This window comes from Pseudomonas sp. TE6283 (assembly GCF_054060555.1).
Genome location: NZ_JBSSDH010000006.1, coordinates 119,385 through 145,420 on the forward strand (window position 1 = coordinate 119,385; position 26,036 = coordinate 145,420).

General features: G+C 60.8%; 19 protein-coding genes. 9 read left to right on the plus strand and 10 right to left on the minus strand.

Annotated elements, in window-relative coordinates:
- The first annotated feature begins 18 nt into the window (after nt 1–18).
- The 8 genes from ACVWZ5_RS10900 (at nt 19) to ACVWZ5_RS10935 (ending at nt 8,391) form a co-directional block, all read left to right on the plus strand.
- On the plus strand, nt 19–1,206 hold the full coding sequence (locus ACVWZ5_RS10900; RefSeq protein WP_062360730.1) for a hydroxymethylglutaryl-CoA synthase: 1,188 nt from the start codon (nt 19–21) through the stop codon (nt 1,204–1,206).
- A 5-nt stretch (nt 1,207–1,211) separates the two neighbouring features.
- The gene (locus ACVWZ5_RS10905; protein WP_457340603.1) at nt 1,212–1,994 is read left to right on the plus strand and encodes an enoyl-CoA hydratase-related protein; all 783 of its coding nucleotides are present in this window, start codon (nt 1,212–1,214) and stop codon (nt 1,992–1,994) included.
- 80 nt (nt 1,995–2,074) lie between these two features.
- Nucleotides 2,075–4,018 carry an asparagine synthase (glutamine-hydrolyzing) gene (gene asnB / locus ACVWZ5_RS10910; protein ID WP_028692823.1) on the plus strand — a complete coding sequence of 648 codons (1,944 nt, stop codon included), beginning with the start codon at nt 2,075–2,077 and terminating at the stop codon, nt 4,016–4,018.
- Nucleotides 4,015–5,139, plus strand: a complete 1,125-nt coding sequence (locus ACVWZ5_RS10915) for an FAD-dependent oxidoreductase (protein WP_062574716.1) — start codon at nt 4,015–4,017, stop codon at nt 5,137–5,139. Before asnB ends, ACVWZ5_RS10915 begins: the two co-directional genes overlap by 4 nt.
- Before the next feature lie 10 nt (nt 5,140–5,149).
- Nucleotides 5,150–6,226, plus strand: coding sequence for an acyl-CoA dehydrogenase family protein (locus ACVWZ5_RS10920; protein WP_028692821.1), 1,077 nt, complete (start codon nt 5,150–5,152; stop codon nt 6,224–6,226).
- Between the two features lie 11 nt (nt 6,227–6,237).
- On the plus strand, nt 6,238–6,675 hold the full coding sequence (locus tag ACVWZ5_RS10925; RefSeq protein ID WP_028692820.1) for a PaaI family thioesterase: 438 nt from the start codon (nt 6,238–6,240) through the stop codon (nt 6,673–6,675).
- Nucleotides 6,676–6,881: 206 nt separating this feature from the next.
- Entirely contained in the window at nt 6,882–7,529 is a 648-nt protein-coding gene (locus tag ACVWZ5_RS10930) for an FMN-dependent NADH-azoreductase (protein WP_051555769.1), read from the plus strand.
- Nucleotide 7,530: 1 nt separating this feature from the next.
- Nucleotides 7,531–8,391: a glutathione S-transferase C-terminal domain-containing protein gene (locus ACVWZ5_RS10935; RefSeq protein ID WP_051555768.1), complete on the plus strand. Its 861-nt coding sequence runs from the start codon at nt 7,531–7,533 to the stop codon at nt 8,389–8,391.
- 269 nt (nt 8,392–8,660) lie between these two features.
- On the opposite strand, the gene ACVWZ5_RS10940 is transcribed toward ACVWZ5_RS10935, so the two are convergent.
- From ACVWZ5_RS10940 to ACVWZ5_RS10970, 7 genes are all read right to left on the minus strand, one after another.
- Entirely contained in the window at nt 8,661–9,137 is a 477-nt protein-coding gene (locus ACVWZ5_RS10940; protein ID WP_110739290.1) for a hypothetical protein, read from the minus strand.
- A gap of 139 nt (nt 9,138–9,276) precedes the next feature.
- A complete protein-coding gene (locus tag ACVWZ5_RS10945; protein WP_280071389.1) occupies nt 9,277–9,564 on the minus strand; it encodes a DUF3969 family protein in 288 nt (95 codons plus the stop codon).
- A 262-nt stretch (nt 9,565–9,826) separates the two neighbouring features.
- Nucleotides 9,827–10,291, minus strand: coding sequence for a hypothetical protein (locus ACVWZ5_RS10950; protein ID WP_280071388.1), 465 nt, complete (start codon nt 10,289–10,291; stop codon nt 9,827–9,829).
- Nucleotides 10,292–10,499: 208 nt separating this feature from the next.
- On the minus strand, nt 10,500–11,036 hold the full coding sequence (locus ACVWZ5_RS10955) for a hypothetical protein (protein WP_280071387.1): 537 nt from the start codon (nt 11,034–11,036) through the stop codon (nt 10,500–10,502).
- A 30-nt stretch (nt 11,037–11,066) separates the two neighbouring features.
- Nucleotides 11,067–11,399 carry a hypothetical protein gene (locus ACVWZ5_RS10960; RefSeq protein ID WP_280071386.1) on the minus strand — a complete coding sequence of 111 codons (333 nt, stop codon included), beginning with the start codon at nt 11,397–11,399 and terminating at the stop codon, nt 11,067–11,069.
- Between the two features lie 301 nt (nt 11,400–11,700).
- On the minus strand, nt 11,701–11,949 hold the full coding sequence (locus tag ACVWZ5_RS10965; RefSeq protein WP_280071385.1) for a hypothetical protein: 249 nt from the start codon (nt 11,947–11,949) through the stop codon (nt 11,701–11,703).
- A 114-nt stretch (nt 11,950–12,063) separates the two neighbouring features.
- Nucleotides 12,064–12,627: a hypothetical protein gene (locus tag ACVWZ5_RS10970; protein ID WP_280071384.1), complete on the minus strand. Its 564-nt coding sequence runs from the start codon at nt 12,625–12,627 to the stop codon at nt 12,064–12,066.
- Between the two features lie 293 nt (nt 12,628–12,920).
- Here ACVWZ5_RS10970 and nfi point away from each other — a divergent pair, with 293 nt between their 5' ends.
- Entirely contained in the window at nt 12,921–13,619 is a 699-nt protein-coding gene (gene nfi, locus ACVWZ5_RS10975; protein WP_280071383.1) for a deoxyribonuclease V, read from the plus strand.
- Here the strand turns inward: nfi and ACVWZ5_RS10980 are convergent.
- The 3 genes from ACVWZ5_RS10980 to ACVWZ5_RS10990 all read right to left on the minus strand — a co-directional run bounded on the left by ACVWZ5_RS10980 (nt 13,603) and on the right by ACVWZ5_RS10990 (nt 26,030).
- Nucleotides 13,603–14,469 (minus strand): hypothetical protein, encoded by an 867-nt coding sequence (locus ACVWZ5_RS10980; protein ID WP_280071382.1) that lies wholly within the window; start codon nt 14,467–14,469, stop codon nt 13,603–13,605. The genes nfi and ACVWZ5_RS10980 overlap by 17 nt on opposite strands.
- Before the next feature lie 273 nt (nt 14,470–14,742).
- Nucleotides 14,743–15,237, minus strand: a complete 495-nt coding sequence (locus ACVWZ5_RS10985; protein ID WP_280071381.1) for an SMI1/KNR4 family protein — start codon at nt 15,235–15,237, stop codon at nt 14,743–14,745.
- The gene (locus tag ACVWZ5_RS10990; RefSeq protein ID WP_457340604.1) at nt 15,234–26,030 is read right to left on the minus strand and encodes a two-partner secretion domain-containing protein; all 10,797 of its coding nucleotides are present in this window, start codon (nt 26,028–26,030) and stop codon (nt 15,234–15,236) included. The genes ACVWZ5_RS10985 and ACVWZ5_RS10990 overlap by 4 nt, the downstream gene beginning before the upstream one ends.
- Between the last annotated feature and the right edge of the window lie 6 nt (nt 26,031–26,036).

Below are 26,036 nucleotides of genomic sequence, written 5' to 3' on the forward strand. Positions count from 1 at the left end.
AAATAATTGGGCATACACATGAAAATCGGCATTGATGATATTGGGCTGTCTGTACCGCAACACTTTTTCGCACTGGAAGAACTTGCCGAACGGCATGGTATCGATCCGCAGAAGTACCTGGTCGGCATCGGCCAGGAGTTCATGGCCGTGCCGGCCCCTGACGAAGACATCGTGACCCTGGCGGCCAACGCCGCCCTGCCGCTGCTCGATGACGCCACCCGCGCCTCGATCGCCACGGTGATCCTCGCCACCGAGAGCGGCATCGACCAGTCCAAGGCCGCCGGCCTGTTCGTCCACAGCCTGCTCGGCCTGCGCGCCGACTGCCGCGTGGTGGAGTTCAAGCAGGCCTGCTACGGCGCCACCGCCGGCTTGCAGATGGCCCGCGCACTGGTCGCCCAGCGTCCTCACGAGAAGGTGCTGGTGATCGCCACCGACATCGCCCGCTACGAGCAGAACTCCGAGGGCGAATGCACCCAGGGCGCCGGCGCCGTGGCCATGATCGTGGCCGAGAACCCGCGCCTGCTGGAGCTGCACCCGCACCAGGGCCGCTACAGCCTGGACGTCTCGGACTTCTGGCGGCCGAACCTGCGCAGCACCGCGCTGGTCGACGGCAAGCTGTCGATCGAGGTCTACCTGGAGTCGCTGCGCAACGCCTGGCAGAGCTACCGCGCCGACGGCGGCCTGGGCCTGGAAGACATGAGCTTCCTGTGCTTCCACCAGCCGTTCACCAAGATGGCGAAGAAGGCTTTCTCGGTGTTCGAGGCGATCGAGCCTGAAGCAGCCAAGGCCCTGGGCGAGAAGGCCTACTCCACCAGCCAGCTGTACGGCAAGGCCATCGGCAACTGCTACACCGCCTCGCTGTACATCGCCCTGCTGTCGCTGCTGGACAACAGCGACGAGGACCTGACCGGGCGCAACATCGGCCTGTTCAGCTACGGTTCGGGCAGCGTCGGCGAGTTCTTCAGCGCCACCGTGGTGCCGGGCTACCAGGCCCATTCGCGGCGCAAGGCGCATGCGCGCATGCTGGCCAGCCGCACCCGCCTGGGCCATGAGCAGTACAGCAGCTGGTTCTACGGCGACAACCACCCGGCCGTGGCCGACTACAGCACGCCGTACGTCACCGGCGGCGCGTTCCGCTACGGCGGTTGCGAGGGCTATCGCCGTCAGTACGAGAGCACCGCCCTGTCCCTGAAGATGGCGAGCTGACGACCATGAGCGACGTGCTGCTGAGCTGGCCGCAACCTGCGGTCGCCTGCCTGACCCTGAACCGTCCGCATGCCGGCAACGCCCTCGACGAGGCCCTGCTCGGGGCCTTGCACGAGCAGTTGCAGGCCCTCGCCGAGCACCCGGGGCTGCGCGCCCTGGTGCTCGACGGCGCCGGCGAGCACCTGTGCACCGGGGCGGACCTGGAGTGGATGCGCCGCAGCCGCGAGTTCGACCATGCGCGCAACCTGGAGGACGCCAGCCTGCTGGCCAACGTCCTGCAGCGCCTGGACGATTTCCCGGTGCCGGTGCTGATGCTGGCCCGCGGCGCGGTGTTCGGCGGGGCTTTGGGCCTGCTGTGCTGCGCCGACCACGTGCTGGCCGCCGAGGATGCGCGGTTCTGCTTCAGCGAGGCGCGCCTGGGCCTGGCCCCGGCCTTGATCAGCCCCTACGTGGTGCGCGCCATTGGCGTGCGCCAGGCACGGCGCTACATGCTCTCGGCCGAGGTGTTCGGCGCCGAGGACGCGCTGCGCCTGCAGCTGGTCCACCGCCTGGTGCCCGCCGCCGAGCTGGCGCAGGCCCGCGACCGCTGGCTGGCCACCCTGCTGCAGACCGGCCCCCAGGCCAGTCGCGAGATCAAGCAGATGCTGGCGCGCCTGGCAGGCCGCGACCACCTGCTCGACGAGCAGGGTTGCAACCTGCAGCTGATCGCCCGCCTGCGCACCTCCAGCGAGGGCCAGCACGGTCTTGCCGCCTTCTTCGAACGCAGCCGCCCCGACTGGGCGCAATGAACCCTGGGTGCGCGGACCACGAAGCCCGCGCCGTTCCGGCGTCGCCGACGACGCCCGACCTATGAGAAAAGGATTTTGCCATGTGTGGTTTCATCGGTGTCTACCAGTCCAAACGCAACAGCATCAGCGACCAGTCGATCCTCGACGCCCTGGCCGCCATCAACCACCGCGGCCCGGACGAGCACAGCCTGTGGCGTGACCCGGGCGAGCGCGCCGTGCTCGGCCACACCCGCCTGAGCATCATCGGCCTGGACAACGGCATGCAGCCGATCGTCGCCGACGAAGGCGACCTGGCGGTGATCGTCAACGGCGAGTTCTACGACCACGAGCGCATCCGTGCCGAACTGCAGGCCGAAGGCGCGATCTTCAAGACCGCCTCGGACAGCGAGATCGCCCTGCACCTGTACCGCCGCTCCGGCATGGCCGGGCTCAAGGAGCTGCGCGGCGAGTTCGCCATGGTCCTGTTCGACCGCCGTCGCCGCCTGATGCTGGCGGTACGCGACCGCCTGGGCATCAAGCCGCTGTTCTACACCCAGCATGAAGGCAACTGGTACTTCGCCTCCGAGATCAAGGCCCTGCTGGCCGCCGGCGTCAACCCGACCTGGGACGAGAACGCCTACGCCAGCCGCGCCTTCTACCTGCGCGACCACACCCTGTTCGAAGGCGTGCGCAGCGTACAGCCGGGCTGCTGGGTGATGGTCGACCACGGCGGCCTGCACAGCGGCCGCTACTGGGACATGGAATTCGCCCGCCGCGACACCCCGGCGCCGAGCGACGAGGCCGGCATGATCGAATCCGTGCGCGCCGCCATCGAGGAAGCGGTGCGCCTGCGCCTGCGCGCCGACGTGCCGATGGGCGTGTACCTGAGTGGCGGCATCGACTCCTCGGCGATGCTGGGCATGGCCACCGCCCTCAAGGGCGAGCCGCTGGACGCCTTCAACCTGTCGTTCACCGACATGGACGACTACGACGAGAACCGTTTCGCACGCATGGCCGCCGAGCACAACGGCGCGCGCTTCCACACCATCGAGATCACCCAGGACGACCTGGCGGACAACTTCGAGCAGGCCGTGTGGCACAACGAGACGCCGTTCTTCAACGCCCACGGCGTGGCCAAGTACATCCTCAGCAAGGAAGTGCGCAAGGCCGGCCTGAAGGTGGTGCTGACCGGCGAAGGCGCCGACGAAGTGTTCGCCGGCTACCCGCACTTCCGCCGCGACATGCTGCTGTACAACAACGAACAACAAGACCCGAAAGTCATCGACCTGCTGCGCCAGCGCATCCAGGCCAACGAGCAGGGCTACACCAACGCGCACATGCCCCACGACATCCACTGGATGGTCGACCAGCTCAAGCACGGCGTGTCGTGGCTGGACAACCAGGCCGGCTGGTTCAAGGCCCTGGAGAGCCTGTACCGCGGTGACTTCCGCGACCACTTCACCGGTGTCGACCCGTATCGCCAGTTCTTCGACCGCCTCGACCACGGCAAGCTCGCCGACCGCGACCCGGTGCACAACTCCATGTACCTGTGGGCCAAGTCGTACCTGCCGAACTTCGTCCTCACCACCCTGGGCGACCGCATGGAGATGGCCAACAGCATCGAAGGCCGCGTGCCGCTGCTCGACCACCACGTGGTCGAACTGGCCTGCCAACTGCCGGTGTGGATGAAGGTGCGCGGCGCCACCGAGAAGTACGTGTTCCGCGAAGCCATGCGCCCTTACCTGCCCAAGGCCCTGTACGAGCGCAAGAAGCACTACTTCCGCGCCCCGCCGGCCACCCTGCAGCAGCAAGGCCGCCTGTGGCAACTGGTGCAGGACACCCTGCACAGCCGTGACCTGGACGCGCTGCCGTTCTTCGACGCGGCCAAGGTCCGCACCCTGCTCAAGCAGCTGCCGACCCTCAGCGCCCAGGAACAGGGCCTGCTCGACCCGATGCTGATGGAGCTGACCAGCCTGTGCCTGCTGCAACGCCGCTACCGCATGAGTGGCCAGAGCTGGAACACCTTGAACGAGGTGGCCGCATGAAGATCGCGATCATCGGCGCCGGCCTCAATGGCCTGGCCTGCGCCCTGATTCTCAAGCGCTTCGGCCTCGAGGCCACGGTGTACGAGCGGGCCAATGGCCCGCGCGACTCGGGCACCGGTATCTACGTCTGGCCCCAGGGCGTGCAGGTGCTGCGCTTCCTGTTCAACGACACCGGGTTCATCGGCCGCGGCAAGGCCATCGAGTTCCTCGACACCCATGGCCGCGACGGTCGCCTGATCCACAGCCAGCCGGTGCGCCCGGACGGCCTGGGGATCCCGGCGCCGGCGGTGATGTTCCCGCGTCCCGAGCTGTTCGGCCTGCTGCGCGAACGCCTGGCCCCCGGGCAGATCCGCTACCAGATGGGCTGCGAGAAGGTGGAGAAGGTCGGCGAACAGGCACGGGTCACCTTCAGCAACGGCGAACAGGAAGACTTCGACCTGGTGATCGGCAGCGACGGCGTCGGTTCCACCGTGCGCCAATGCCTGGAGCCGGGCCTGACACCCTACGACACCGGGCTGGTGGCCAGCCGCGGCATGGTCGAGTTCGACTCGCCGCTGCTGCTGCCCGACCGTTGCCAGATCTTCGCCTCGGAGTTCTCGCGGGTGGTCACCTACCCGCTGGCGGCCGACCGTCCGTACCGCTACTGGTTTGCCGCCTACCAGCACCGCAACCAGCCGCTGCTCGACCGCGACGGCTTGGTACGGCTGTTCGCCGACCTGCCGCCGGATGTGGTGCGGATGATGCAAGCCACCGAGCACGAGCAGATCCTCACCCACAAGATGATGGCGCTGACCGGCGCCGGCTGCTGGCAGAACGGCCGCGTGGTGATGCTCGGCGACAGCATCCACGCGATGCTGCCGACCCTTGGCTACGGCCTGACCCTGGGCCTGGAGAACGCCTTCATGCTCGCCCAGGCCCTGGTCGGCTGCTGCGACGAGCGCCTCGACAGCGCCCTGCAGCGCTACGAGATCCGCGCCGCCGAGCGTTCGCGGGTGATGCTGGAAGTGATGCGCGACATGACCGACCTGTACTACTTCGAGGAGGACAGCGCCATGACCTCCTCGCGGATCCGGCCGATCGTCGAGCGCTTCCACGACCTGGCCCTGACCACGGTGTTCTGAGGAGATCGCCATGAGTGAAGCATACCGCCAGCGCCTGCAGGCCTTCGTCAGCGAGCGCATCACGCCGAACGTGGCGGCCTGGGAGCAGCTCGGCGCCTACCCGGCCACGCTCAACCGCGAGGCCGGCGCCGCCGGCCTGCTCGGCCTGGGCCACGACCACCGCCAGTTGCCGGACGACCCGCGGGCCGTGGCGGTGCTGATCGAGGAGCTGACCCGCAGCGGCGCCCAGGGCATCACCATGGGCCTGGGCTCGCACTTCGTCAGCCTCAAGGCAGTGCAGGCCACCGGTCACCCGATCGTCCACGACCTGGTGCCGGCGGTGCTCGACGGCCGCCAGAGCATCGCCCTGGCGATCACCGAGCGCCAGGCCGGCTCCGACCTGCGCGCCCTGGAGTGCCGGGCCACGCGCCAGGCCGATGGCTACCGGCTGAACGGGCACAAGGCGTTCATCTGCAACGCCACCCGTGCCGACTGGCTGCTGATGGTCGGCCACTGCGAGGACGGCCTGGCGCTGTTCCTGGTCGAAGGCTCCGCCGCCGGCATCCGCCACACCCCGCGCCAGGCCCTGGGCTGGCGCTGCCTGCCGCTGGCCGACCTGGAGCTTGTCGACGTGCCAGCGCTGCGCCTGACCGGCAAGGGCGGCGTCGGCCGCCTGCTGCAGGCCAGCCTGCAGCAGGAGCGGCTGAACCTGGCGGTGATGGCCATCACCAGCGCCGACATGGCCCTGCAGGCCGCCATCGACTGGTGCAAGAGCCGTCAGGTCGGCGGCAAGCCGCTGTTCGACAAGTCGGTGATCCGCCAGCGCCTGGCCGAGCACTACGCGCAGCTGACGGTCAGCCGCCAGTTCGTCGACACCTGCGTGGCCCGCCAGGCCGAAGGCACCCTGGACGCGCACCAGGTGGCCATCGCCAAGAACAGCGCCGTGCAGACCCTGGAAACCCTGGCCCGCGACGCCGTGCAGCTGCATGGCGCCCACGGCTGCGTCGAGCCCTCGCTGGTCGAACGCATCCACCGCGACGCCCGCCTGCTGGCCATCGGCGGCGGCACCCACGAAATCATGCTGGAAATCATTGCCCGGCACCTGTGAAGGATCACACCATGAGCACCATCAGCGACCACGCCGCCGCGCACTCGCGCGCGCTGCTCGAACACGCCTACCAGCGCTACTGCGGGCTGGAAATGCTGGAACAGTCCCCCGGCCAGTGCACCTGCCGGCTGACCGTCACCGATGCCATCGACAACCTCAGCCAGACCCTGCACGGCGGGGTGATCTACTCGATGCTCGACGTCACCAGCATGCTCGCCACCCTGCCCTTGCTGGGGCCGGACGAGTACGCCCTGACCAACAGTTTCAACACCCTGCTGCTGTCGGCCACGCCACGGGACACCGAGGTGCTGTTCCACGCCAAGGTGATCCGCGACGGTCGCAACCTGATGTTCACCCAGGCCGAGGCCTGGCGGGTCAACGCCGACGGCAGCCAGACACGCATCGCCAGCGCGCAGCTGAGCAAGTTCAGGCTCAAGCGCGAGTGGTAATGGCGTAATCACCCATCACGTTCATCGCGGGGCAAGCCCGCTCCCACGCGATTTGTGGGAGCAGGCTTGCCCCGCGCTCGTTCCAGCCCAGAGCCCCTGGCGATACATGACAACCTTAAGGGTAATACCCTGATTATCTGCGCTTTTCACTCCCGCCCGATTGCTCAAGACTGGCTATCACACACATCACAGAAAGGATTCGCGCAATGAATCACAAGGTCCTGGTCATCCGCTCCTCGATCAAGTCCGATGGCGGCTTCTCCGGCCAACTGGTGGACAACTTCCTCAAGCAGCTCAAAGAGGTCAACCCCGAAGCGTCGGTGGCGGTACGCGACCTGCACGCCCAGCCTATCCCGCACCTCAATGCGGTGACCATGGACGCCCTGTTCGGCGGTGACGCCAGCAGCATCGAGGCGGCCGCGGCGCTGAAGCTGTCCAACGAACTGATCGAAGAGATCCAGGAAGCCGACCGCGTGGTGATCGGCCTGCCACGCTACAACTTCGGCGCACCGTCGATCCTGCACACCTGGGTCGACTACATCGTGCGCGGCGGCGTCACCTTCACCTACGTCGACGGCGCCCCGGTCGGGCTGCTCGACGACAAGCCGGTGCACGTGCTCAACGCCAGCGGTGGCATCTACAGCCAGGGCACCGACACCCTGGCTGGCTGGCTGTCACAGACCCTGGGCTTCGTCGGCCTGAACAGCGTCGAGTTCATCTACGCCGAAGGCCTGGGCATGGGCGAAGAGAGCCTGGCCGCAGGCCTGGCCGCCGCCAACCTGAAGATCCAGCACAGCATCGCCGCCCTCGGCGAACGCCCATGCCCAAGCCTGGCCACCGCCGTAGGAAGGTAAGATGACCCGCAGCCAAGACAACCCGTCGGTCCAGGAGCTGTTCCTCAGCGAACTGGTGGCCGAGCCCAACCGCTACCACCTGTACATCTCCCACGCCTGCCCGTTCTCGCACCGGGTGCACCTGGTGCAGAGCCTGCTGGGCCTGGAAGACGCGCTGGACGTCACCTCGGTGGCGGCCCGCCGCCACGACCAGGGCTGGGAGTTCGACGAGCACGACCAGGACCCGCTGCACAAAGACGTGACCCTGCTGTCGAGCCTGTACGAGCGTTCGCGCCCGGGCTTCACCGGCAACCAGTCGGTGCCGGTGCTGTGGGACCGCCAGCAGAACCGTATCGTGCACAACGATTCGGCGGAGCTGGCGCTGCAGATGGCCACCCGCCTGCTGCCCCTGGCCAAGACCCCGATCGACCTGGTGCCCGACCGCTCCAGCTGCGACATCGTCGAGCTCAACCAGTGGCTGCACACCAACATCAACCGCATGGTCTACCACATGGGCTTCGCCCCGGACCAGGAGAGCTACGACCAGGCCTTCCAGCAGTTCTTCGCGGCCATGGACACCCTCGAGCACCGGCTGCGCAAGCAGCCGTACCTGGTGGGCGGCAAGCTGAGCCTGTCGGACCTGTTCCTGCTGCCCACGCTGATCCGCTACGAGGCGGTGTACTACGTGCACTTCAAGACCAACCACAAGACCCTGGCCGAGTACCCGGCGCTGTACCAGTACCTGGTGCGCCTGACGCAGATCCCGGCGATCTACCGCACCATCGACATGGCGCATATCAAGCTGCATTACTACTACTCGCACAACCACATCAACCCGACCCGGATCGTGCCCCAGGGGCCGGCGTTGAGCTGGTTGAACTGAGCTGTTGGCGTTTGCGGCCCTTTCCGGCCGGTCCGACGCCTCGGCAAGGCCGCTCCCACAGGAGGCCGCATCCCCCTGTAGGAGCGGCCTTGCGCCGCGAAAGGGCTGCATAGCAGCCCCGGCAGGTTGAAGCCGAATGCAGACTTCGAACAGCTTGAACTAACCGCGCTCAAGCAGGTGCAACATGGCACACCGGCACATCCGGCCACGTACCCTCGACCGACAGACACACTACATCCTCAGTACTGTCGTCAAAAGAACGGCAAAGCTCACCCACGCATTTCATGGAAGGTGACCACCGGGCCATACTCCTGATCGGAGTTAATAGCTTCTACGTGAAATCTTCTATCAGGGAATTGCGCCTTCAACACCATTCGCCAGGACATGGCCAGCACATCGGACAGCTGCTCAAAAACCACCTCGTCCACCGAAGATCCACACCCTGAAAACACATCGTACAGATGGGTGTGATTCAGCATCCCTTCAACACCAGCTTTATCGCCTGAAAAATGATCAAGCCACACACGAAATGCGGGCTCGTCAAATTTCATTTCCAGTATCACCGAATCCTCGAACACGACGAAATCAGGGAAAAGCCATTTGCAAAAAATCAAACTGTCCTCTGGACTGACGACATCTCCAATATAGGAAAACAGGTCGACAGATGCTGGTTCCTGCCAGCCGGCTCGCCAAGCCGCAAACTTTTTAAGCCCTGTCAATCTTGCAAAGGATTTGATTATTTTCATATTCGTGCATTAATGTGCAAAAGCGCAGTATAAATCGGGAACAGACCCACATCCACTCCCTTTCTTCGACACTGCCAGCGACATATAAACTACCTATATTCCACATGATCCAAATAGGCATCTAGCGGTGCCGAGACGGTTAAATACTCCGAAAAGCATCAATAAGCCGTACAACCTCACTATCAAACCTATTGGGTAAGAGACCAAGCACATCTTCCAACTCACAACACTCCATAACAAGATCGCAGACAACTGAAGAAATTCCCTTCCTTCTAAAAACACTTGCCACACCCGGCGAGAACAACAAGCGCTCTACTTCATCCAGTTCGATGACACCCGCCCTGACTGATGAAAGTAATCCAATCGCAGCCATCGCTAGAAAACGTCCAGCTTCATCAGCATTAAAAATTTTCACCTCCAGCGCCATATCGGTCACTTAACATTCCTCCAGTCGGATTTTTATCGACGCCGCCCCACTTTAATTCTAATAAATAAGAAAAAACAAATGACACTGCTTGCTTTCGAAAAGGGGACGGGACGAAAAGGGGACGGATTTATTTTCTCTACTCTAATTTCGGCCTGCCCTGCATGGTTGCTAGATCCCTTCGCCACCAGGAACCGAAATTAGAGTAAAGAAAATAAATCTATCTCCTATTCTCTTCGCCGCCCCTTTTTCGCTCTTGGGCCCATCAATCAGCATCACCAGACCTTAACTTATAAAGTACAGATTTTTGATCCGAACTTCTAAGCGCCAATGTGCCGGAAAAATAATACGCCATCAACCTAACCGCATCAGGACTCTTCGCTCTCGCCCTCATCAGCTCTTTTATAATCAATGAAGCACTTAGCCGACGCGAAAACAAACGCCCTACAAACTGCCTTATAGTATTACTCCCTCCCCTTTCCAGCAGCTCCCTCATCAACTGCACCTGCTGCCGCTCTGCCAAATGCACTCGTGCGGCGACAGCAGCAGCGAGGCGAACATTAAAAGTTATCAGCTCACAAATAATCTGTAACTTTTCATCTTCTGAAACCGACCTAACCTCATAACACAATTCATTTTCATCGCATGAATTTCTATTGAGCGACAATCTGGCGATCAGCTCTCCAACTTGCTCACTCCTCGTTTGCCCATTCATATTCCGTTCACTCATACACTTATAAAAATATCTTGCGACAATTTGACAACAGGGAATTGGACAGATTTACTTCTCCGACCAAAAGGGGACAGATTTATTTTCTCTACTATGATTTCGGTCTCCCCTGCATCGCTGCTAGAGCCCTTCGCCCTCACAAGAGCTAAAAATTAGAGCAGGAAAATAGATCTTTCCCGAATGCCACATCCGCTTTTATTGTGCAAGATCAAGCCAATCCAAACCTCGTAAAGCACTCAAAGACTTCTCTAGCATCTGCCAGCATCACAGCCCCATCTTCGAACAACTGACAACGCTCTTCAATTTGCAAACTGAAATATACTTCCAAAAACTCAGAGGCTACATCTTGAGTAAAATTATCCTCCGCTACAAATGCCAACCCAGCCTTGACAGGAACTATAAACAATGAGACATAAGCAGCCAAGCGCACGCCCCCAACCTTAGACTTCAAATAGTTATCCATTTCATCATAGGCGTAACCAAAAGCCTGATACAATGTCAGACCTCGCTCACTAACCCCTCGTTCAAACATCACCTCCATCTCGGATCGAATCTCTAAATATTTCATAATCACCTCAGAAATCAATTCCGCGCAAATATATTCAACTGAATATTTATCGAAAGTTTGTAGATTTATTTTCTCTACTCTAATCTCTGTCTGCCCTGCATGGCTGCTAGATACTTTCAACACCGCAGGGACCGAAATTAGAGCAAAGAAAATAAATCTGTCCGCTTTTCCGGCCATCCACGTTACGACAAGAAATTACAACCACTTTTACACCACATAATCAACCGAGAATGACGAGAAGCAGAAGGACAACCTCCCATCCTCATGATCGCAAAACTGATAACGTATCCTGTCAAGACCAGAATCCAGCTTACTCACGTTCATATGCATCAACTGAGTTAATCCGCCGCCAAAATCTCGGGAGGTAAATTGGCTTACATCAATAAAGCTGATACGTACCGCATCAGTCCATGCTTCTTCAGACGCCGCAATTAATAGAGACAAATCATAGGCCATAGTATTTTCATCAAACTGCATACTCATGAAATGCAAGCAATTATTGGCAATGAGCAACTCATTCAAATCCGAAACATTAATCATTGCTTACTCCAAAATAAAAAATGGACAAAACAGGTCCGCTCCATAACAGCGAACGGCGAGAACCAATAACTATATCGCTAAGTTGTTATTATCAGGAGACTGCCACATTTCTGCCAGCCCAAGCTGAGCTTTCACACTGCCGCTAGATCACGAAAAAGGGAACAGATTTATTTTCCCTACTGCCAGGAGCCGGAATTAGAGTAGGAAAAATAAATCAGGAATAATAAATCTGTCCCCTTTTCCGGTCCAATGTTTCGCCACCAACCTTCCCCTCAGCAGTTACAACTGGAAAACTCATCTTTCACCTCTTCAAATAACCAGCGTTCTTCAACATCACCAACAGCTCAGCATTTAGTGACTCATCACTAATTCCTTCAGTTTTTCCTGGCCCCCGCCAATGCCAGATAAGCTGTAGAGCCAAACTATCAACCTCGATGAACTCCTCATGAAAAACCTCACTAAGACGTACATTACCAATAGTAGGATCGACTTTTATCAGATCTCTAAAAACCTGACACGGCAATTTACCTTCGCCAATATCTTCAAGCACAAAACCTCCATTAAAATATACCTTCTCATAGGAAAAATAAATCTGTCCCCTTTTCGGCCCTTTTCCGGTCCCCTTTTCCGACTAGCAAAATAGACCTGCAAACCTTTCGCTAATTTAGCGCGAAACCTTCTCAATTTTGTCAAATGCATCTATGTAAGCAGCCTTCAAGGCAAGACCAACAGCATTTAGCGTCTCGGATTTCAGATAGACCAGATCCTGATTAACCAGCTCCTGGCCTGCCATTTTTATTTTAACACGCGACTGCCCCGTATATTTGGCCGCGCCAACATATACCGAGAGCCTGGCCTCGCACGCATAATAATCAGGACTATTCCAAGTCTTGACGAAAATCCGGTCAATCTCGACTCTGGTTTTTATGCTCGCATCTGCATCAGATCCGATAGACTGCTTGGCAAAATCAGACCAATCGGTGACTGGGACATTAGCGAATCCCTCATACAAACCCACTTTGTAGTTGGCCGCATGCCACACAACCTTACTATTCTCAGAACATTGAATGCAGCGTTCATCGCCGGACACGCCTATTATCGTTGAATGAATTATTTTATTTTTGATAGCAGATTGTTCTGCGCCTGTAGTGTAGGCGGCGAAGTGTAGTTGATTGGTTACACAGCCGGACAAAACAAAGAACAAAACTAAAAATATATTGAGTCTCACTGCCACCCTTCCTTCTCTCATAAATACTCAAACATCCACGACACCGTCAATCAGAAAAACCAGCAAACAGGGACAGATTTATTTCCCTTGACCTGCATGATTATCTGACCCCTTCGACCCCATAGGGACAAAAATTAGAGTAGAAAAAATAGATCCGCCCAACGTTTAGCCCCTTTCATGCTTTCATGCCCAAGATCAATAGTAAATCAGCTGGTCATTTGGCTCTTAAATGGCATAATCTGACGAATCGTTGACGACAACCTCACCCGCTTGATTTAGCGAGAACAGTCCACATGCAGCCAGTCATACAACACCCTTGGGATATAACCCCAAGCGAGGCCACCGATCTACAGATACGACTATCCAAACTTGTAGTCAAGCAAGATCAGCTTGGGCCTATCTCTAGTATCGCAGGCATTGATGTCGCCTACCACAAAGAAAACGATACACTCATTGCCTCTATTGTTGTGGTTGACGCAGAAAGCCTGGACATCATCGAAGAGCATGCATGGTCGGATACGACTTCGTTTCCCTATGTGCCTGGTCTTTTTTCGTTTAGAGAGCTGCCTTCAATCGTAAAACTCTTATCAACTATAACCCACCGACCGGATCTGATCATCTGCGACGGGCAAGGTATAGCTCACCCTCGTCGGTTTGGCTTGGCATCGCATTTGGGGGTACTTTATGACATACCCACTATTGGATGCGGAAAAAGTCGCTTCATTGGTGAATACGCCCCTCCCCTTGATGAAAGGGGATGCCAATCAGGCCTGTTCGACGGCGACGAACTAATCGGGGCCGCGCTCAGGACTCAAAAACATGTAAAACCTGTGTTCGTTTCAATCGGCCACCGAATCTCCCTTGAAACTGCCTGTCACTGGGTATTGAATGCAACACGCCACTATCGACTACCAGAAACGACCCGACTTGCAGACCGATATGGAAGGCAATTCTACGAACAGAACAAACACCCCATTACCCCTCCAAACTAACCTTCCGATTATTTAAATATACGTCACATTCGGGACGAAGTACCTGAAACTGGACGCACCCTTCACGCCACCAGTCAACGCAATCCTTAGCAGCCACAACTTTCAATACACTCAACTGCTGATAATTTTTCAAACACTGCAGAATTTCCGGTGTCCCATTGACACCATCCAGCTCTAACTCTCTGATACAGCGCTCATTGTCGCCCATAAAAATGTAATCAACCACAGCCTTGTCAATACCATCTCCAATGAGTGAAACCCGGGCCGCACACTTAAGAGAGGAGAGCTCCGCTTTATCACGTAACACAGGAAACCTTATGCACCCGATCACTTGCGGTAGCTTAGAAAAATAGTCACCCAACAGAGTCAACCGCGTCAGACCTTCCAATGAAAATTTCAAGGAAAACATAAAAATATTATTCTGGTGAACCGTCATCGCTTCCAGTCCACCGCCTTCGAACCACTCATAACTCTGTGGAACATCCTCCCCGATCTCGACAGTACGGAACTGTCCATCTGGGAAATATGTTACTTCCTCTATCACCCAGCCATATTCATACAAGCGCTCGCTGACACATACATTTCCACTGAACTCATAGGAAAATCCATTGTAGACACTATCTCCCAAATAAAACTGCTTCCCCGTATAGTCTCGCTCCATTTCGATACTGTTACGCACCTCCCCAATAATAAACTCGCTACGGTAGACATCAACATAGCGGCCATCTTCATACATACCTCCCCCAACCAAATGACCATTCGAGAATTCCAACGCGCCCCCGGTGTAGGGCACGCCCCGAAAAGTCCACAATCCGCCCTGGTTGCTTATCGCATTTCTTTTGATAATCATCAGTGCTTCCTTCCGGTAATCACATCGGCATCCTTCAGTACACCGCTACAGTTAGAGCACGCTTCGAATTTATCCCCTTGACCCTGCTTTCAGTAAAAAATGGGACAAATTTATTTAGGCATGACGGCATCCTCCCTGGATCACCTTGACGACTGATGAATCAGGAGAATGACATGACTGCTCGACCCCTTCGACCCCACAAGGGCCGATATTAGAGTAGGAAAAATAGATCTGTCCCCTTTCCCCCTGGTCCCCTTCCCCCCTCTTTTCCCCTCAAATAATTCTCAACAAATCACCACAAACTAAAACCTTAAGAGCACCTTTGTTTTCAGCAGCCAAAATTTTCAAAAAATCTAACAAATCAACACCTGCCTCTGTGACAACATCAGTATTCGAATCATAGTGATAGACAGCATCACTTAACGAGGTCTGGAGAAAGTAATACTGCGTTTCGGATACAAGCGAAAAAACAAAAGGCTTATTCAAGAAACCGTAGTGACCTGCCTCCTGCATTTGCGAGAAGAAGTCAACCTGAAAAAGCAAATGTTCCCTCACCATCCAAGAGGTGCGATACAACTGAACCTGAGAGTCTCCGATCAACCCCCCGTCGCATTTTCCCATCCCGCTCAAGAACAACTTAAGTTGCCCCTCTATGCGAATATCGTACAAACGGGAAATCTTGTCCAGCTCGCGCTCACTATAACCAACACAATTGACAACACCCTGCTCATCTCCGAACAAATCGGCTAAGAAATCTTTATTATTCATGGATTCACTCCAGAACTGCCCTCAAAGAACCTAACACTGAAAGACGGATTACTCTCCGCAAAACTTTTACTTGTAACCGTGCACCCAGAACACATACCAGGATTCGAAGCGGATGTGTTTTGCACCCCAAGCGAAACCTTCGCACTCTTCCCAGCGTACACATCTTGGAAATAGCTCATAAGCTTTTGCTCAGCGTGATTAAAGTTAGTTGAACCATTCAAACCATTTACAACGCTTTCGACCGCTTTTGAATCAACTTTTACAACCTTATACTCAACCCCAGCAAGGGTGACTACATCCGGAGCATCGCCTCTCCAACCCTTTCCACTTACCGACAGAAAATACTGCGTTTGCCCCTCTATTTCCACAGATCCCGCTGCGATTGAAAGGCTATTTTTGTTTGCACTTCTGACGAATGGAGTCAAATTGTCACGCAGGAGAGCAGGATCAATCGCCGCATCTGGCACCTTGTCAAGCGAGTGCACGGACAGGTTCTTAGGGAAAGTACTTGCCTCGGCCATTGCAGCACTAACCCGCTTGGCCAGCAACGCCCGCAACACAGCAGGCGCCCCTGTCATCGCCAAAGCGACATCCAGGTCCACCGTTACATCCTTCACACCGCCCGTGGCAATGACCGAGATTCGCTCCATCAGGTCTTTCATTTCCGCCGGGCTGCTTGAGACCTGCCCAATCTCGCGCATGTAGATCGCGGCATTCTTCTCACCAAACTGCCGCTTCCATGCCTCGGGCACCGTATCGACTTCACCGGCCCAGCTGTTACCCGACGCCTGCGTCCATTTCGAGTCGGTATTGAACAACCCGTGGTCCTGGAACTGCTTTCCAGTGGACTGGAATGCTTTGACCTCATCACCATCGGCCGTGATCGGACGGCCATCCTTCCAGGTCAGGACGATGTCCTGGGCCGCCAATTTGGCAATGCTCTGCTGGGCGATCAGCAGATTTTCGGCAAAATGCTGCCCCTCAGGTTTTTTCGGGTCGTACATCTGCAGAAGCGCCTGCAGCCGCTTGTTCTCCGTCTCATCTACCTGCGCGTTGGCAGCCAGCAGCAGCAAGTCGTCCCAGGACAAATCGGTCCCTGGCTTGCCAAGTCGCTTCTGCAGTTCTGCTGCCTCGGTCGTAAGCGCCTTCTTTTCGGCGTCATGCAACAGGCGATTGTAAGAGGTTGCACTGCTCGCGACCCACGACCCCGTCTGCAGGTCCTTGGCGTCGCCGCCAGCGGCGGCAGCGGTCAATACGCCAATGAGCTGCGAGTTCATCATCAACAGCCGGTTTTTTTCTTCTTTCGGCATCTTGGTGTACTGATCGGCCAGCAGTCCGACCACAGCTTCGTTCACACCAGCTGACAGGGCCCCCATCCTGAAGTTGCCTCCCGCAGCCTCCGCTGCAAGGCCGCCCATGAGCGCATGGAGCGCGATCTTGGGTAACCCCCCATCCTTCAGGTTGAGTTTGTTCTCTGCGCTGATATCACCAACCCATTTGAATCCAGCCGCCGCAAAGGTGTTGACCAGGCTATTGCGCAATGCATCGCTGAACGAGCTGTTGCCGCCCAGTGCGCGGTCGAGCACAGCGGACGTACCGTTCTGCAACATCTGGCTACCGGCGAAACGCCCGATACCGTCCAGCGTGGAAAGCCCGCCCGGCGGCAGCACCGCAGTTGTCTTCGCAACGACCCCGGTCGCGCCAGCCGCACCAGCAACGTCAGTCTTCGTCTCCATCCACCCGTCGAACAGCCCCGCGGTCAGCCCGGCGGTGATACCCGAGACGGCGTATCCTCGCAGCGCATCCTTGGACGTCACGTCCTTGAGCACCAGACTCAGGTTGCCCTTGTTGTTGATCGTGCTGATGGCTGCATTGCTGGTCATGCCCATAGCGCCTGCAGTCACCATTGCGTTGGCCCAACCAATACCCTGCAAGGACGCCCCCGTACCGGCCGCCCACATGCCACTGGCTGTAGTCGCAGCCGTGGAAGCACCTGCGGCCGAGGCCCCGCTGGCAACCAGCCCGCTGGCCGCACCTGCCGTGAAATAGGCAATCAGGATGGCAATGACCATCTGCGCCCCAGCCCCAAGCCCGGAATGGCTGTACTTGAAGGAATCATGCACTTCCTTCACCTGCCGCCAGTCCACATCCCCGCGCTTCTCGACTTCCTTCAGCCAAGCCAGCTGTGGATCGGCCGCGACCATTGCGTCGATGCTCTGGCTGATGGTCGCCTGGTCGACATGTTTCACATCGACCTTCAAGCCATCCACCGCCTTGATCACCAGATCACCCTTGGCGGTCAGCTGGCTCTGACGCAGGGTCTCGTCGGTGCTGCCCTTGCCCTTCATGCTGTTCCAGGCAAGGTCACCCTTGGACTTCTCGTGACTCTCCTGATGCATGTCCTTGACCGCTTCGAAGGTCACCGAGCCGCCGCTGTCGATGGTCAGGTCCGCACCGGAGGCGAGTTTCGCGCCCTGGTACAGCTGGTCACCGCCGCTCTCGAGGGTCAGGTCGCCACCACTGGTGATCTCACTGCCCACCGCCTTCACGTCGGTCACTTCATCACGCTGGGTCTTCTTGCTCCCCCAGCCTCCCTTCTTGTTCATGTCATACAGAGAGTACTGGCTGTCGTTGGCAGCCAGCAGCTCGAGCTTGTCGCCGGCCACCAGGTAGGCTTCGTCGCCGGCGCTGGCCTTGCTCGCCACCATGCGCAGGTCGCGCCCGGCGTCGATGGTCAGGTCGCCGCCGGCCTTCACTTCGGCCGACTGCTGCTCGACGTCGTCCTTCTGCCGCTCGAACTTGGTCTTGCCTTCCTTGCCCTTGACGTAGCTGTGCTCCTCATTCGCCGCTGCGGCCAGGGTCACGTCGCGCCCCGCCTGCAAGGCCAGGTCGCGGCGTGCCTCGATCTCGCTGGCGACGATGCTCAGGTCCTGGCCGGCCGTGGCGGTGAGGTTGCCGCCGGCCTTCACCTCGCTGCCGTACTGGGTGATCGTGATGTCATGACCACGCTCACGGCGGCGCTGGTACTCGTGGCTGTCGAGACCTTCCTGGCTGCCGATGTACAGGTCGCGACCGGCGTCCAGGTCGATGTCGCGCCCGGCCTGGACCGCCCCGCCGACAATGCCGATATCGCGCCCGGCGGTGATCGTCAGGTCGTTCGCCGCCTCGATGCGCGCAGCGGTGTCGACCAGGTCCTTGATCACGTGCTCCTCACGGGCACGACCTTCGAGGCGGGTGACGCTGCGTTCGTTGATCACATCGCCGGTCAGCGCGGTAAGGCTCACTTCGCGCCCGGCGATGATCCCGCCCTGGGCGTTGCGGATCGAGTCAGTAGCCAGCATGTCCAGGCGCCCACCCGCTTCCATCAACCCGGCGTTACCGATGTTGATGGCGCTGACGGCGAGGTTGTTGGTGGCGCGCAAGGTGCCTACGTTGACCAGTTCGCCGCCGCTGATCAGGTTGACGTCGCGGCCCTGGATCAAGGCGCCGTTGGGGGCCACGCGGCCGTTGGCGTGGGCCAGGTACAGCACCGGGGCGAGCACCTTCTCGCCGTTGACCTCGACCTGCTCCATCCAGACGATGTCGTGGGTCAGCGCCGCCACCTGCTCGGCGCTGAGCGACACGCCCACGCTCAGCGAGAGCTTGTCCTTGCTGGCAATGGCGTTGTCCATCAGGTAGCGGAACAGCGTCTCGTCGCTGGTCATGCCGTCGATGTAGCGCTGGCCGGTGCGGGCCACCACCGCTTCGCGGATCAGGCGCTGCTCGTAGAGGCCGTCACCCAGGCGCTTGATCGCCTGGTCCGGCTTGATATTGAGCTGGCCCAGCATGTAGTCGGAGCTGAGGAACTGCTTGAGGTCGGTCAGGACCGGGTTGGTCTCCACCAGGTACTTGTGCGAGACACTCGGCACGCTGCGCTCTGGCACGCCCTGGACCAGCTTGACGCCAGCGGCCAGGCCGCCCAGCGCCACGCCGGAACCGGCCACGGCGCCTTGGGCAGACGCCGCGCTGTCGGCGCCGAGCGCCTGCGCCGCACGGCTGTCGGCGCTGGCCGTGGTGGCCAGCGGAGCGATGAAGATGCCGCTGCCGGCCTGGGTGCGGTCAGCGGTCGCGCCCAGCGCATCGCCGCTGCTCGCGGCCTGGCCGGCCTGGCTGCTGATGCGGAACAGCCCATTGCTGCCCTGGGGCAGGCTGAAACTGGGCAGGGTCACCGGGTTGACCTGGCGCTGGGCCAGGTCCGGTGGCAACTGCGGGTTGAGCGCGCGCACCTGGGTCTGGGCCTGGCGCGGGTCGGCGCTGACGTCGCCCCGGGCACCGATGGTACCGGCCCCGGCCTGGTTGGCGCGCACCACGCTGTTGTCGATGCGCTGGGTGGCGTTGATGGTCACTGCACCCGCAGCCTGGATCACTGCGGGCGCCACCACGGCACCGGCGATCGGCGTCTTGTGGTCGATGAGGTCGTAGATACTGTGTTGCGGGTAACCCGATGCCGCCAGGACCTGGTCCAGGGTCAGCGAGCCGGGGTTCTGGTTGAACTGGTTCTTGGCCTGGATGAAAGCGTTGTACTGGCCGCGGTTGCGGGTATACATGCTGGCTGTCAGGTTGCGCTGTTCGCCGCCACCTGCCGCCTTGTTCTCGAACACCGCCGTGTTGATGACGATGTCGCCCGCCGCGGAAACGCTGCTGTAATGGTTGCGGAACGCGCTACCGGCAAACGCCAGCTTGCCACCGGTGGTGATGAACGCGGTCGGCGAGTCCTCGGCAATCACGTCTTCCCAGGTTTCCACCGCGCTGAAGTGCAGTTTGCACCCCTTGCCCTTGCAGTGGTCGTCGGAATAGATATTGACGTTGCCGGCAGTCAGTTTCTTCGTGGAGGTGAGTTTTTCCTTGCGGTTGAGCAGCGTATCGACCGCCAGGGTCATGTTGCCGGCGCTCTCCAGACTGCCGGAGATATTCTCCAGCAACACGGCGCGGGCGCTGCCGTTGCCGGCCAGGTCCAGGCCACCCAGGCTGTAGATATCGCCGTAGTAGTTGCTCAGGCTGCCCACGCGCAGGGTCATGTCGTTGCCGCTGAACACCAGGCCGCGCTGGTTGCTCAGGGTGTTGGCAGCAAGTGTCACCGCCGCGGCACCGCCGAGGGTGCCGCGGTTTTCCAGGCTGGCGGCGTTGACCGTAAGGCCACCGAGGGCGGTCAGGCGACCGTCGTTGCTCAACAGGTTGCGGGCGGTCACCACGCTGCCCGCGCCGCCAGCCAGGCTGGCGGTACTGGACAGGCGAATGTCGGTGGCGCTCAGCCCCAGGCTGCCGAGGCTGCTCAGGCGGCCGTTGCCGTCATAGTTGCCGGTGAGGTCGAGTTGCAGGCTGCCATCGCTGGCCAACAGGCCATGGTTGGTCCAGTCGCCGCCGCGACCCTTGAAGCTCTCGACCGCCAGCAGCTTGCCGCTGGCCGTCTGCACAAAACGCCCGATGTCCAGCTCCAGGCGCCGGGCCTGCAGCACGCTGTCGTTGGTCCAGCTGGCGGCGCCGATGCTCAGCAGGCCATCGGTATGCAGCACGCCGCCGGCCTGGGTGACCTTGTCCGAGGCCAGGCCGAAGGTGCCAAGGCCGGTGTGCAGCAATTGCCCGCCGCTGTTGCTCAGGCCGCCGATCTGCAGGTCGAGGTCGTGGTTGGCGGTGGCCAGCACGCCGTTGTCGTTGAGCAGGTTGCCCGCGACGATGAAGCGGCTGGTGCCGGTCTTGCCGAGGGCGCGCAGGTTGCCCGCGCGGTTGTCGAGCTCGCTGGCGTGCAGCAGCAGGTCGCTTTCGCTTTCCAGCTGGCCGAGACCGTTGTACAGCGCGCCGCTCAGGCCGAAGTCGATGCGCCCGGCGCCGATCTTGCCGCGCTGGTTGAGCAGTTGCTGGCCCTGCAGGTGCAGCAGCCCGGCGGCGTACAGGCCGCCGCCCTGGTTGTCGAACTCGGCGGTGACGAGCTGATTGTCGCCACCCAGGGCCGAGAGGTAGCCGCCCTGGTTGTTCACCCGGGTGTCGGCCTTGATGTCCACCGTCTGCGCCTGGGTGGTGCCGCCGCCGTTGTCGAACAGGCCGGCGAAAACGCCCTTGAACAGGCCCTTGGCCGCGCTGAGCATGCCGCTGCCACTGTTGTCGAGGCTCGCGGCGTGCAGCTCGAGGCCGCCTGCCTGGCTCTCCAGGCGCCCGCCGTGGTTGTTCAAAGCCTTGTCCAGGCGCACTTCGATGCCGCCCTGGCTCTTCAGCGTACCCGCCTGGTTGTCCAGGGCATTGGCGTGGATGTCGAGCTTGCCGTGTTCGCTGAACAGCAGGCCATCCTGGCCGTTGAGCAGGTCGCCACTCAGGCGCAGTACCAGGTTTTGCTGGCTGGCCAGGTTGCCGCCGCGGCTGTTGTCCAGCGTCGTCGCGTCGACACGCAGCAGGCCGTGGCTGATCAGCTTGCCGCCGTTGTTGGCGATGCTGTCGACCTTGAGCAACAGGTCGGCGCCACTGACCAGGCGCGCACCGTCGGTGTTGAGCAGCGCCTCGGCCAAGGTCAGGTCAAGCAGCGCGCGGCTGGTCAGCTGACCCTTGGCGTTTTCCAGGCGTTTGCCTTTGACCGTGATCACCTGGCCGTTGATCTGCCCGCCCTGGTTGTCGATGACGGTGCCGTCCTGGTCGAACGCCAGGTCGCCGGTGGCGGAAATAAGGCCGCCGCCGCTGTTGTCGAGGCGGTCGGTGACACTGAGGGTAACGGCCTGTTCTGAAGAGACGATGCCTTTGCTGTTGCGCAGGTTGGCCGCAGTGATCTGCTGGCCAGCCTTGCTGACCAGGGCGCCCTGGTCGCGGTTGTCGAGGGTACCGGCCAGGGTCACGGTCAGGTCGCCGTCCTTGCTGGACAGGGTGCCCTCGCCGCTGTTGTTCAGGTCGGTGCCCTTGACCAGCAGGCCTTGCGCCCCGGAAATCAGGCCCTTGTTGCTGTTGTCCAGCCGTGGCGCCTCCACGGTCAGCCGGCCATCGCTGAGGATGCGGCCCTGCTGGTTGTCGATGCGCTGGGCGAGCAGGCTGTAGGAATGCTGGCTGGTGACTTCGCCGGCGCTGTTGTCGAGCTTGCCCAGGTTCTGGATGGTCAGTGGGCCGTTGGCGCTGATCAGGCCGCCCTGGTTCAGCAGGTCGCCGCCGTTCAGGTCGAGGTCGAGTTTCTGTTCGCCGATCAGCCGCCCCTGGCGCTGGATCAGCTCGCTGACCCGCAGCAGCAGGTCGCCCTTGGCGGAAATTTCACCGCCCTGGCTGGAATCGACCTGCCCCGCCACCAGCGTCAACGCGCCATCGCTGTGGATCCGGCCGCCACGCAGCAGGGCATCGGCGCCGTTGCGCAGGTCGCCGGTGGTCAGCTTCATGGCCTGCTTGCTGCTCAAGGCACCGCCACGGTTGTCGAGCGCGGCGCTGTCGACGGTCATCGCCGCCTGGCTGATGAGCTGGCCGCCCTGGTGGTTGTCCAGCTGGCCGGTGGTGACGGTCACGCCGGTGTTGCCCGACAGCAGGCCGCGCTCGCTGTTGAGCAAGCCGGCGCTGGTCACGGTCAACGCGCCGACGGCGGACAGGATGCCTTGGTCGTGGTTGTCGAGCTGGCCGCCGATCGTGGCCTTGAGGGCCTGGCCGCTGGCCAGGCTGCCGCCGGTGTAGTTGTCGAGGCGGGTGGCCTCGACCGTGAGGTCATGGCTGGCCGACAACACGCCTTGAAGGCTGTTGTCGAGGACGCCGGCGATGCGCAGGGTCAGGTCTTGGGCACTGATCACTCGCCCGCCACGGTTGTCGAGTTTGTTGGCAACCAGGCTGAAACCGTGATTGCTGGAAATCTCGCCCGTCTCGCGGTTGTCCACCACTCCGATCTGACGCAACAACAGGCTGCCCGGAGAACGCAGCAGGCCGCCGTTGCGGTTCACCAACTGGCCGTGCTGCAGGTCGAGGTCGATACCGGTTTCGCTGACCAGTTGCCCGTGGTCGTTCTGGTCGAGGCCGGTCAGCGTGGCATCGATCTGACCGGCGGCGCTGATGCGCCCGTAGGCGTTGTTGTCGAGCTGGGTTCCAACCAGCAGCAGGCTGCCGGCACCGATATTGCCCTTGGCACTGTTGTCGATGGCGCCGCTGCGCAACTCGGCGTGGTCCTGGGCGCTGATGACGCCGAGGTGGCTGTTGTCCAGGCGACCGGCCTTGAGCAGCAGCCCGGTGTTGGTCACCAGGGTGCCGCCCTGGTTGTCCAGCAACCCCTGGCTGGTCAGGTCCAGGGCCGCGTTGGCCGAGACCTTGCCGCCCTGGCGGTTGTGCAGCGTGCCGGCATTCAGGGTAACGCTGGCGTCACTGACGATCAGGCCGGCGTCGCTGTTGTCCAGCTTGCCGTCCAGGGTGACGTCGATGTGCTGGCGGCTGCTCAGCTTGCCGCCGTTGTTGAGCAGCTCGGTGCCGTGCAGGCTCAGGCGGTCATGGCCACTGAGCAGGCCCTTGTTCTGGTTGAGCAGGCGCTGCACGGTGAGGGCCAGGCCACGGTCGCCGATGATCTTGCCGCCTTGGTTGTCCAGCAATTCGCTGGCATTCAGGACGACCTTGCCGGCGCTGGAAATCTCGCCCTGCTGGTTGAGGATGCGCGCCGCGCTGATGTCGGCCACGGTAGTCGCGCCAATCTTGCCGCCCTGCTGGTTGTCGATCGTGTCGGCGGTGAGCAGCAGGCTGCCCAGGCTGGTCAACTTGCCGCCTTGATGGTTCAAGGTGCCCAGGTGGGCCTCGAGATCGCCCTTGGCGGTGATGTTGCCCAGGCGCTGGTTGTCGAGCGTGCCGGCGATCAGGTCGAGACGGCCATCGCTCTGCAGGTGGCCGGCATCGCTGTTGGACAGGCTGGCGACGTCGATGTGGGCCTTGCCCTTGGTGGTGGCCGCGCCCTTGTCGCGGTTGTCGAAATGCCCGCCGGTGACGGTCAGCGAGCGGTCGGCGAGGACCAGGCCGCCACGGTTGTCGAGACGCTCGCCGTGCAGGTTCAGGTCGCCGAGGCTCGACAGCAGGCCGTTGTCACGGTTGTCCAGGGTCGCCACCTTGACGCCCAGTGTGCCGTCGCTGCGCAGGTTGCCCTTGCCGCTGTTGTCCAGGCCCACGGCCTTGAGGTCGAGCAGGCGCTTGGCCGAAACCAGGCCCAGACGGTTGTCGATGTCGGCGCTGGCGTTGATCAGCACATCGCCGCCAAGCAACTGGCCGCCACCGTTGAGCAGGCCGGCGGTGCTGATGTCCAGGCGATCCGCACTGAGCTTGCCACCGTCCTGGTTGTCCAGCAGCGCATGGGTGGTCAGCTTGGCCTGCCGGTCGCTGCCGACCAGGCCTTTGTCACGGTTGTCGAGCTGGGTGGCGGTGACCTGCAGGCCACCCTGGCCCACCAGGCGGCCGCCCCGGTTGTCGAGGGTTGCGCTGACATCCACCACGGCCTGGCCCTTGCCTTGCAGCAGGCCCTGGTCACGGTTGTCGATCGCGTGGGCGTTGACCGTCAGGGTGTCGTCGGCCAGTACCTGGCCTTGGCGGTTGTCCAGCTGGCCAGCCGTCAGCGTGGTCGCTCGGCCTTTGAAGGTGCCGCCCTGGTTGTCGAGGGTGGTGCTGCCGGTGGCCTCCAGGGTGCGGTTGGCCACCACGCTGCCACGGTTGCGCAGGGTCTGGCCCGTGAGGGTCACGTCGCCGTGGGCATTACGGGTGTTGTCCAGCTCCACGCCGGCTTCGATGATGCCCTGGTTGTCGATCCGCGCGCCGGCCACGGTGATGCTGCCCCTGGCGGCGAGGCTCTGGCCGACGGTCACATCGTCACGCACGCGCACGGTGGCATTGCCGGCGGCGTAGGTCTTGCCGGTCAGCTCGGCGCTCTGCGCGGCGACCGTCAGGTTGCCGGCACTGGACGTCTGCGCCAGGGTCACCTTGCCGTTGGCGTCCACCTGGATGTCGCCGGTGGTGGCGGCCATGTTGCCGGCCAGCTTGACGCCCACGCCCTGCTCGGTACCGACCAGGCGAATGGTGTTTGCATACATGCCACCCAGCGCCGAGCTGTCGATGGCCAGCAGCGGCTTGTCGCCGCCCTCGTCGGCACGCGGCGTGGCCTGCAGGGTGTCGGCCTTGACGTCGTTGCGCCCGGTGACGACGTTCAACTGCTTGGCGTGCAGTTCGGTGTTGAGCTTGGCGCTGCGGGTGATCAGGTCGAACTGGTCGAGGTTGGTGGCATTGAGCGCATCGCCTTCGATGGCGATGTCGCCGCCGTCCACCTGGAAGCGGTCGAGGCGCTCGCCGTCCATGATCGGCTTGCCGGTGGTGAGGGTGGCCCGCGGCGTGTTGATGAAGCCGCAGCCCTTGCAGGTGATGCCATGGGGGTTGGCGACGATGACCCGGGCCGCCTGCCCCGCCACCTCTGTGTAGCCCTGCAGGGTACTGCGGTTGCCACCGGTGACCTGGTTGAGGATCACCTGGGCCGCCTGGCCCCTGAGGTTGGGGTTGCCGACGATGATGCCGCCCAGCTGGGTCGACTGGGTCTTGCTGGTGGCGTTGTTGAGGATCAGCCCGTTGCTGCCGACGTTGTAGTCGCGGAAGGTGTTGGTCGACAGGCCGCTGCCATTGGGCGTGGCGATGTTGACGATCGGCACCCCGTTGCCGGCCTGCTTGATGCTGGTGTTGGCATTGGCCGCCGCATCGACGGTCAGTTGCGCGGCCGTGGCGACGATGGGGTTGAGGAACAGCACCCCCGCGACGATCAGGGCGATGCATTGGTTCAGTGGGGTGCGGATATCCATGTCGAA

Coding starts and splice junctions, on each gene's coding strand:
- ACVWZ5_RS10900 (WP_062360730.1), top strand. CDS start 19: ATGAAAATCGGCATTGATGATATTGGGCTGTCTGTACCGCAACACTTT.
- ACVWZ5_RS10905 (WP_457340603.1), top strand. CDS start 1,212: ATGAGCGACGTGCTGCTGAGCTGGCCGCAACCTGCGGTCGCCTGCCTG.
- asnB (WP_028692823.1), top strand. CDS start 2,075: ATGTGTGGTTTCATCGGTGTCTACCAGTCCAAACGCAACAGCATCAGC.
- ACVWZ5_RS10915 (WP_062574716.1), top strand. CDS start 4,015: ATGAAGATCGCGATCATCGGCGCCGGCCTCAATGGCCTGGCCTGCGCC.
- ACVWZ5_RS10920 (WP_028692821.1), top strand. CDS start 5,150: ATGAGTGAAGCATACCGCCAGCGCCTGCAGGCCTTCGTCAGCGAGCGC.
- ACVWZ5_RS10925 (WP_028692820.1), top strand. CDS start 6,238: ATGAGCACCATCAGCGACCACGCCGCCGCGCACTCGCGCGCGCTGCTC.
- ACVWZ5_RS10930 (WP_051555769.1), top strand. CDS start 6,882: ATGAATCACAAGGTCCTGGTCATCCGCTCCTCGATCAAGTCCGATGGC.
- ACVWZ5_RS10935 (WP_051555768.1), top strand. CDS start 7,531: ATGACCCGCAGCCAAGACAACCCGTCGGTCCAGGAGCTGTTCCTCAGC.
- ACVWZ5_RS10940 (WP_110739290.1), bottom strand. CDS start 9,137: ATGAAAATAATCAAATCCTTTGCAAGATTGACAGGGCTTAAAAAGTTT.
- ACVWZ5_RS10945 (WP_280071389.1), bottom strand. CDS start 9,564: ATGGCGCTGGAGGTGAAAATTTTTAATGCTGATGAAGCTGGACGTTTT.
- ACVWZ5_RS10950 (WP_280071388.1), bottom strand. CDS start 10,291: ATGAGTGAACGGAATATGAATGGGCAAACGAGGAGTGAGCAAGTTGGA.
- ACVWZ5_RS10955 (WP_280071387.1), bottom strand. CDS start 11,036: ATGGCCGGAAAAGCGGACAGATTTATTTTCTTTGCTCTAATTTCGGTC.
- ACVWZ5_RS10960 (WP_280071386.1), bottom strand. CDS start 11,399: ATGATTAATGTTTCGGATTTGAATGAGTTGCTCATTGCCAATAATTGC.
- nfi (WP_280071383.1), top strand. CDS start 12,921: ATGCAGCCAGTCATACAACACCCTTGGGATATAACCCCAAGCGAGGCC.
- ACVWZ5_RS10980 (WP_280071382.1), bottom strand. CDS start 14,469: ATGATTATCAAAAGAAATGCGATAAGCAACCAGGGCGGATTGTGGACT.
- ACVWZ5_RS10985 (WP_280071381.1), bottom strand. CDS start 15,237: ATGAATAATAAAGATTTCTTAGCCGATTTGTTCGGAGATGAGCAGGGT.
- ACVWZ5_RS10990 (WP_457340604.1), bottom strand. CDS start 26,030: ATGGATATCCGCACCCCACTGAACCAATGCATCGCCCTGATCGTCGCG.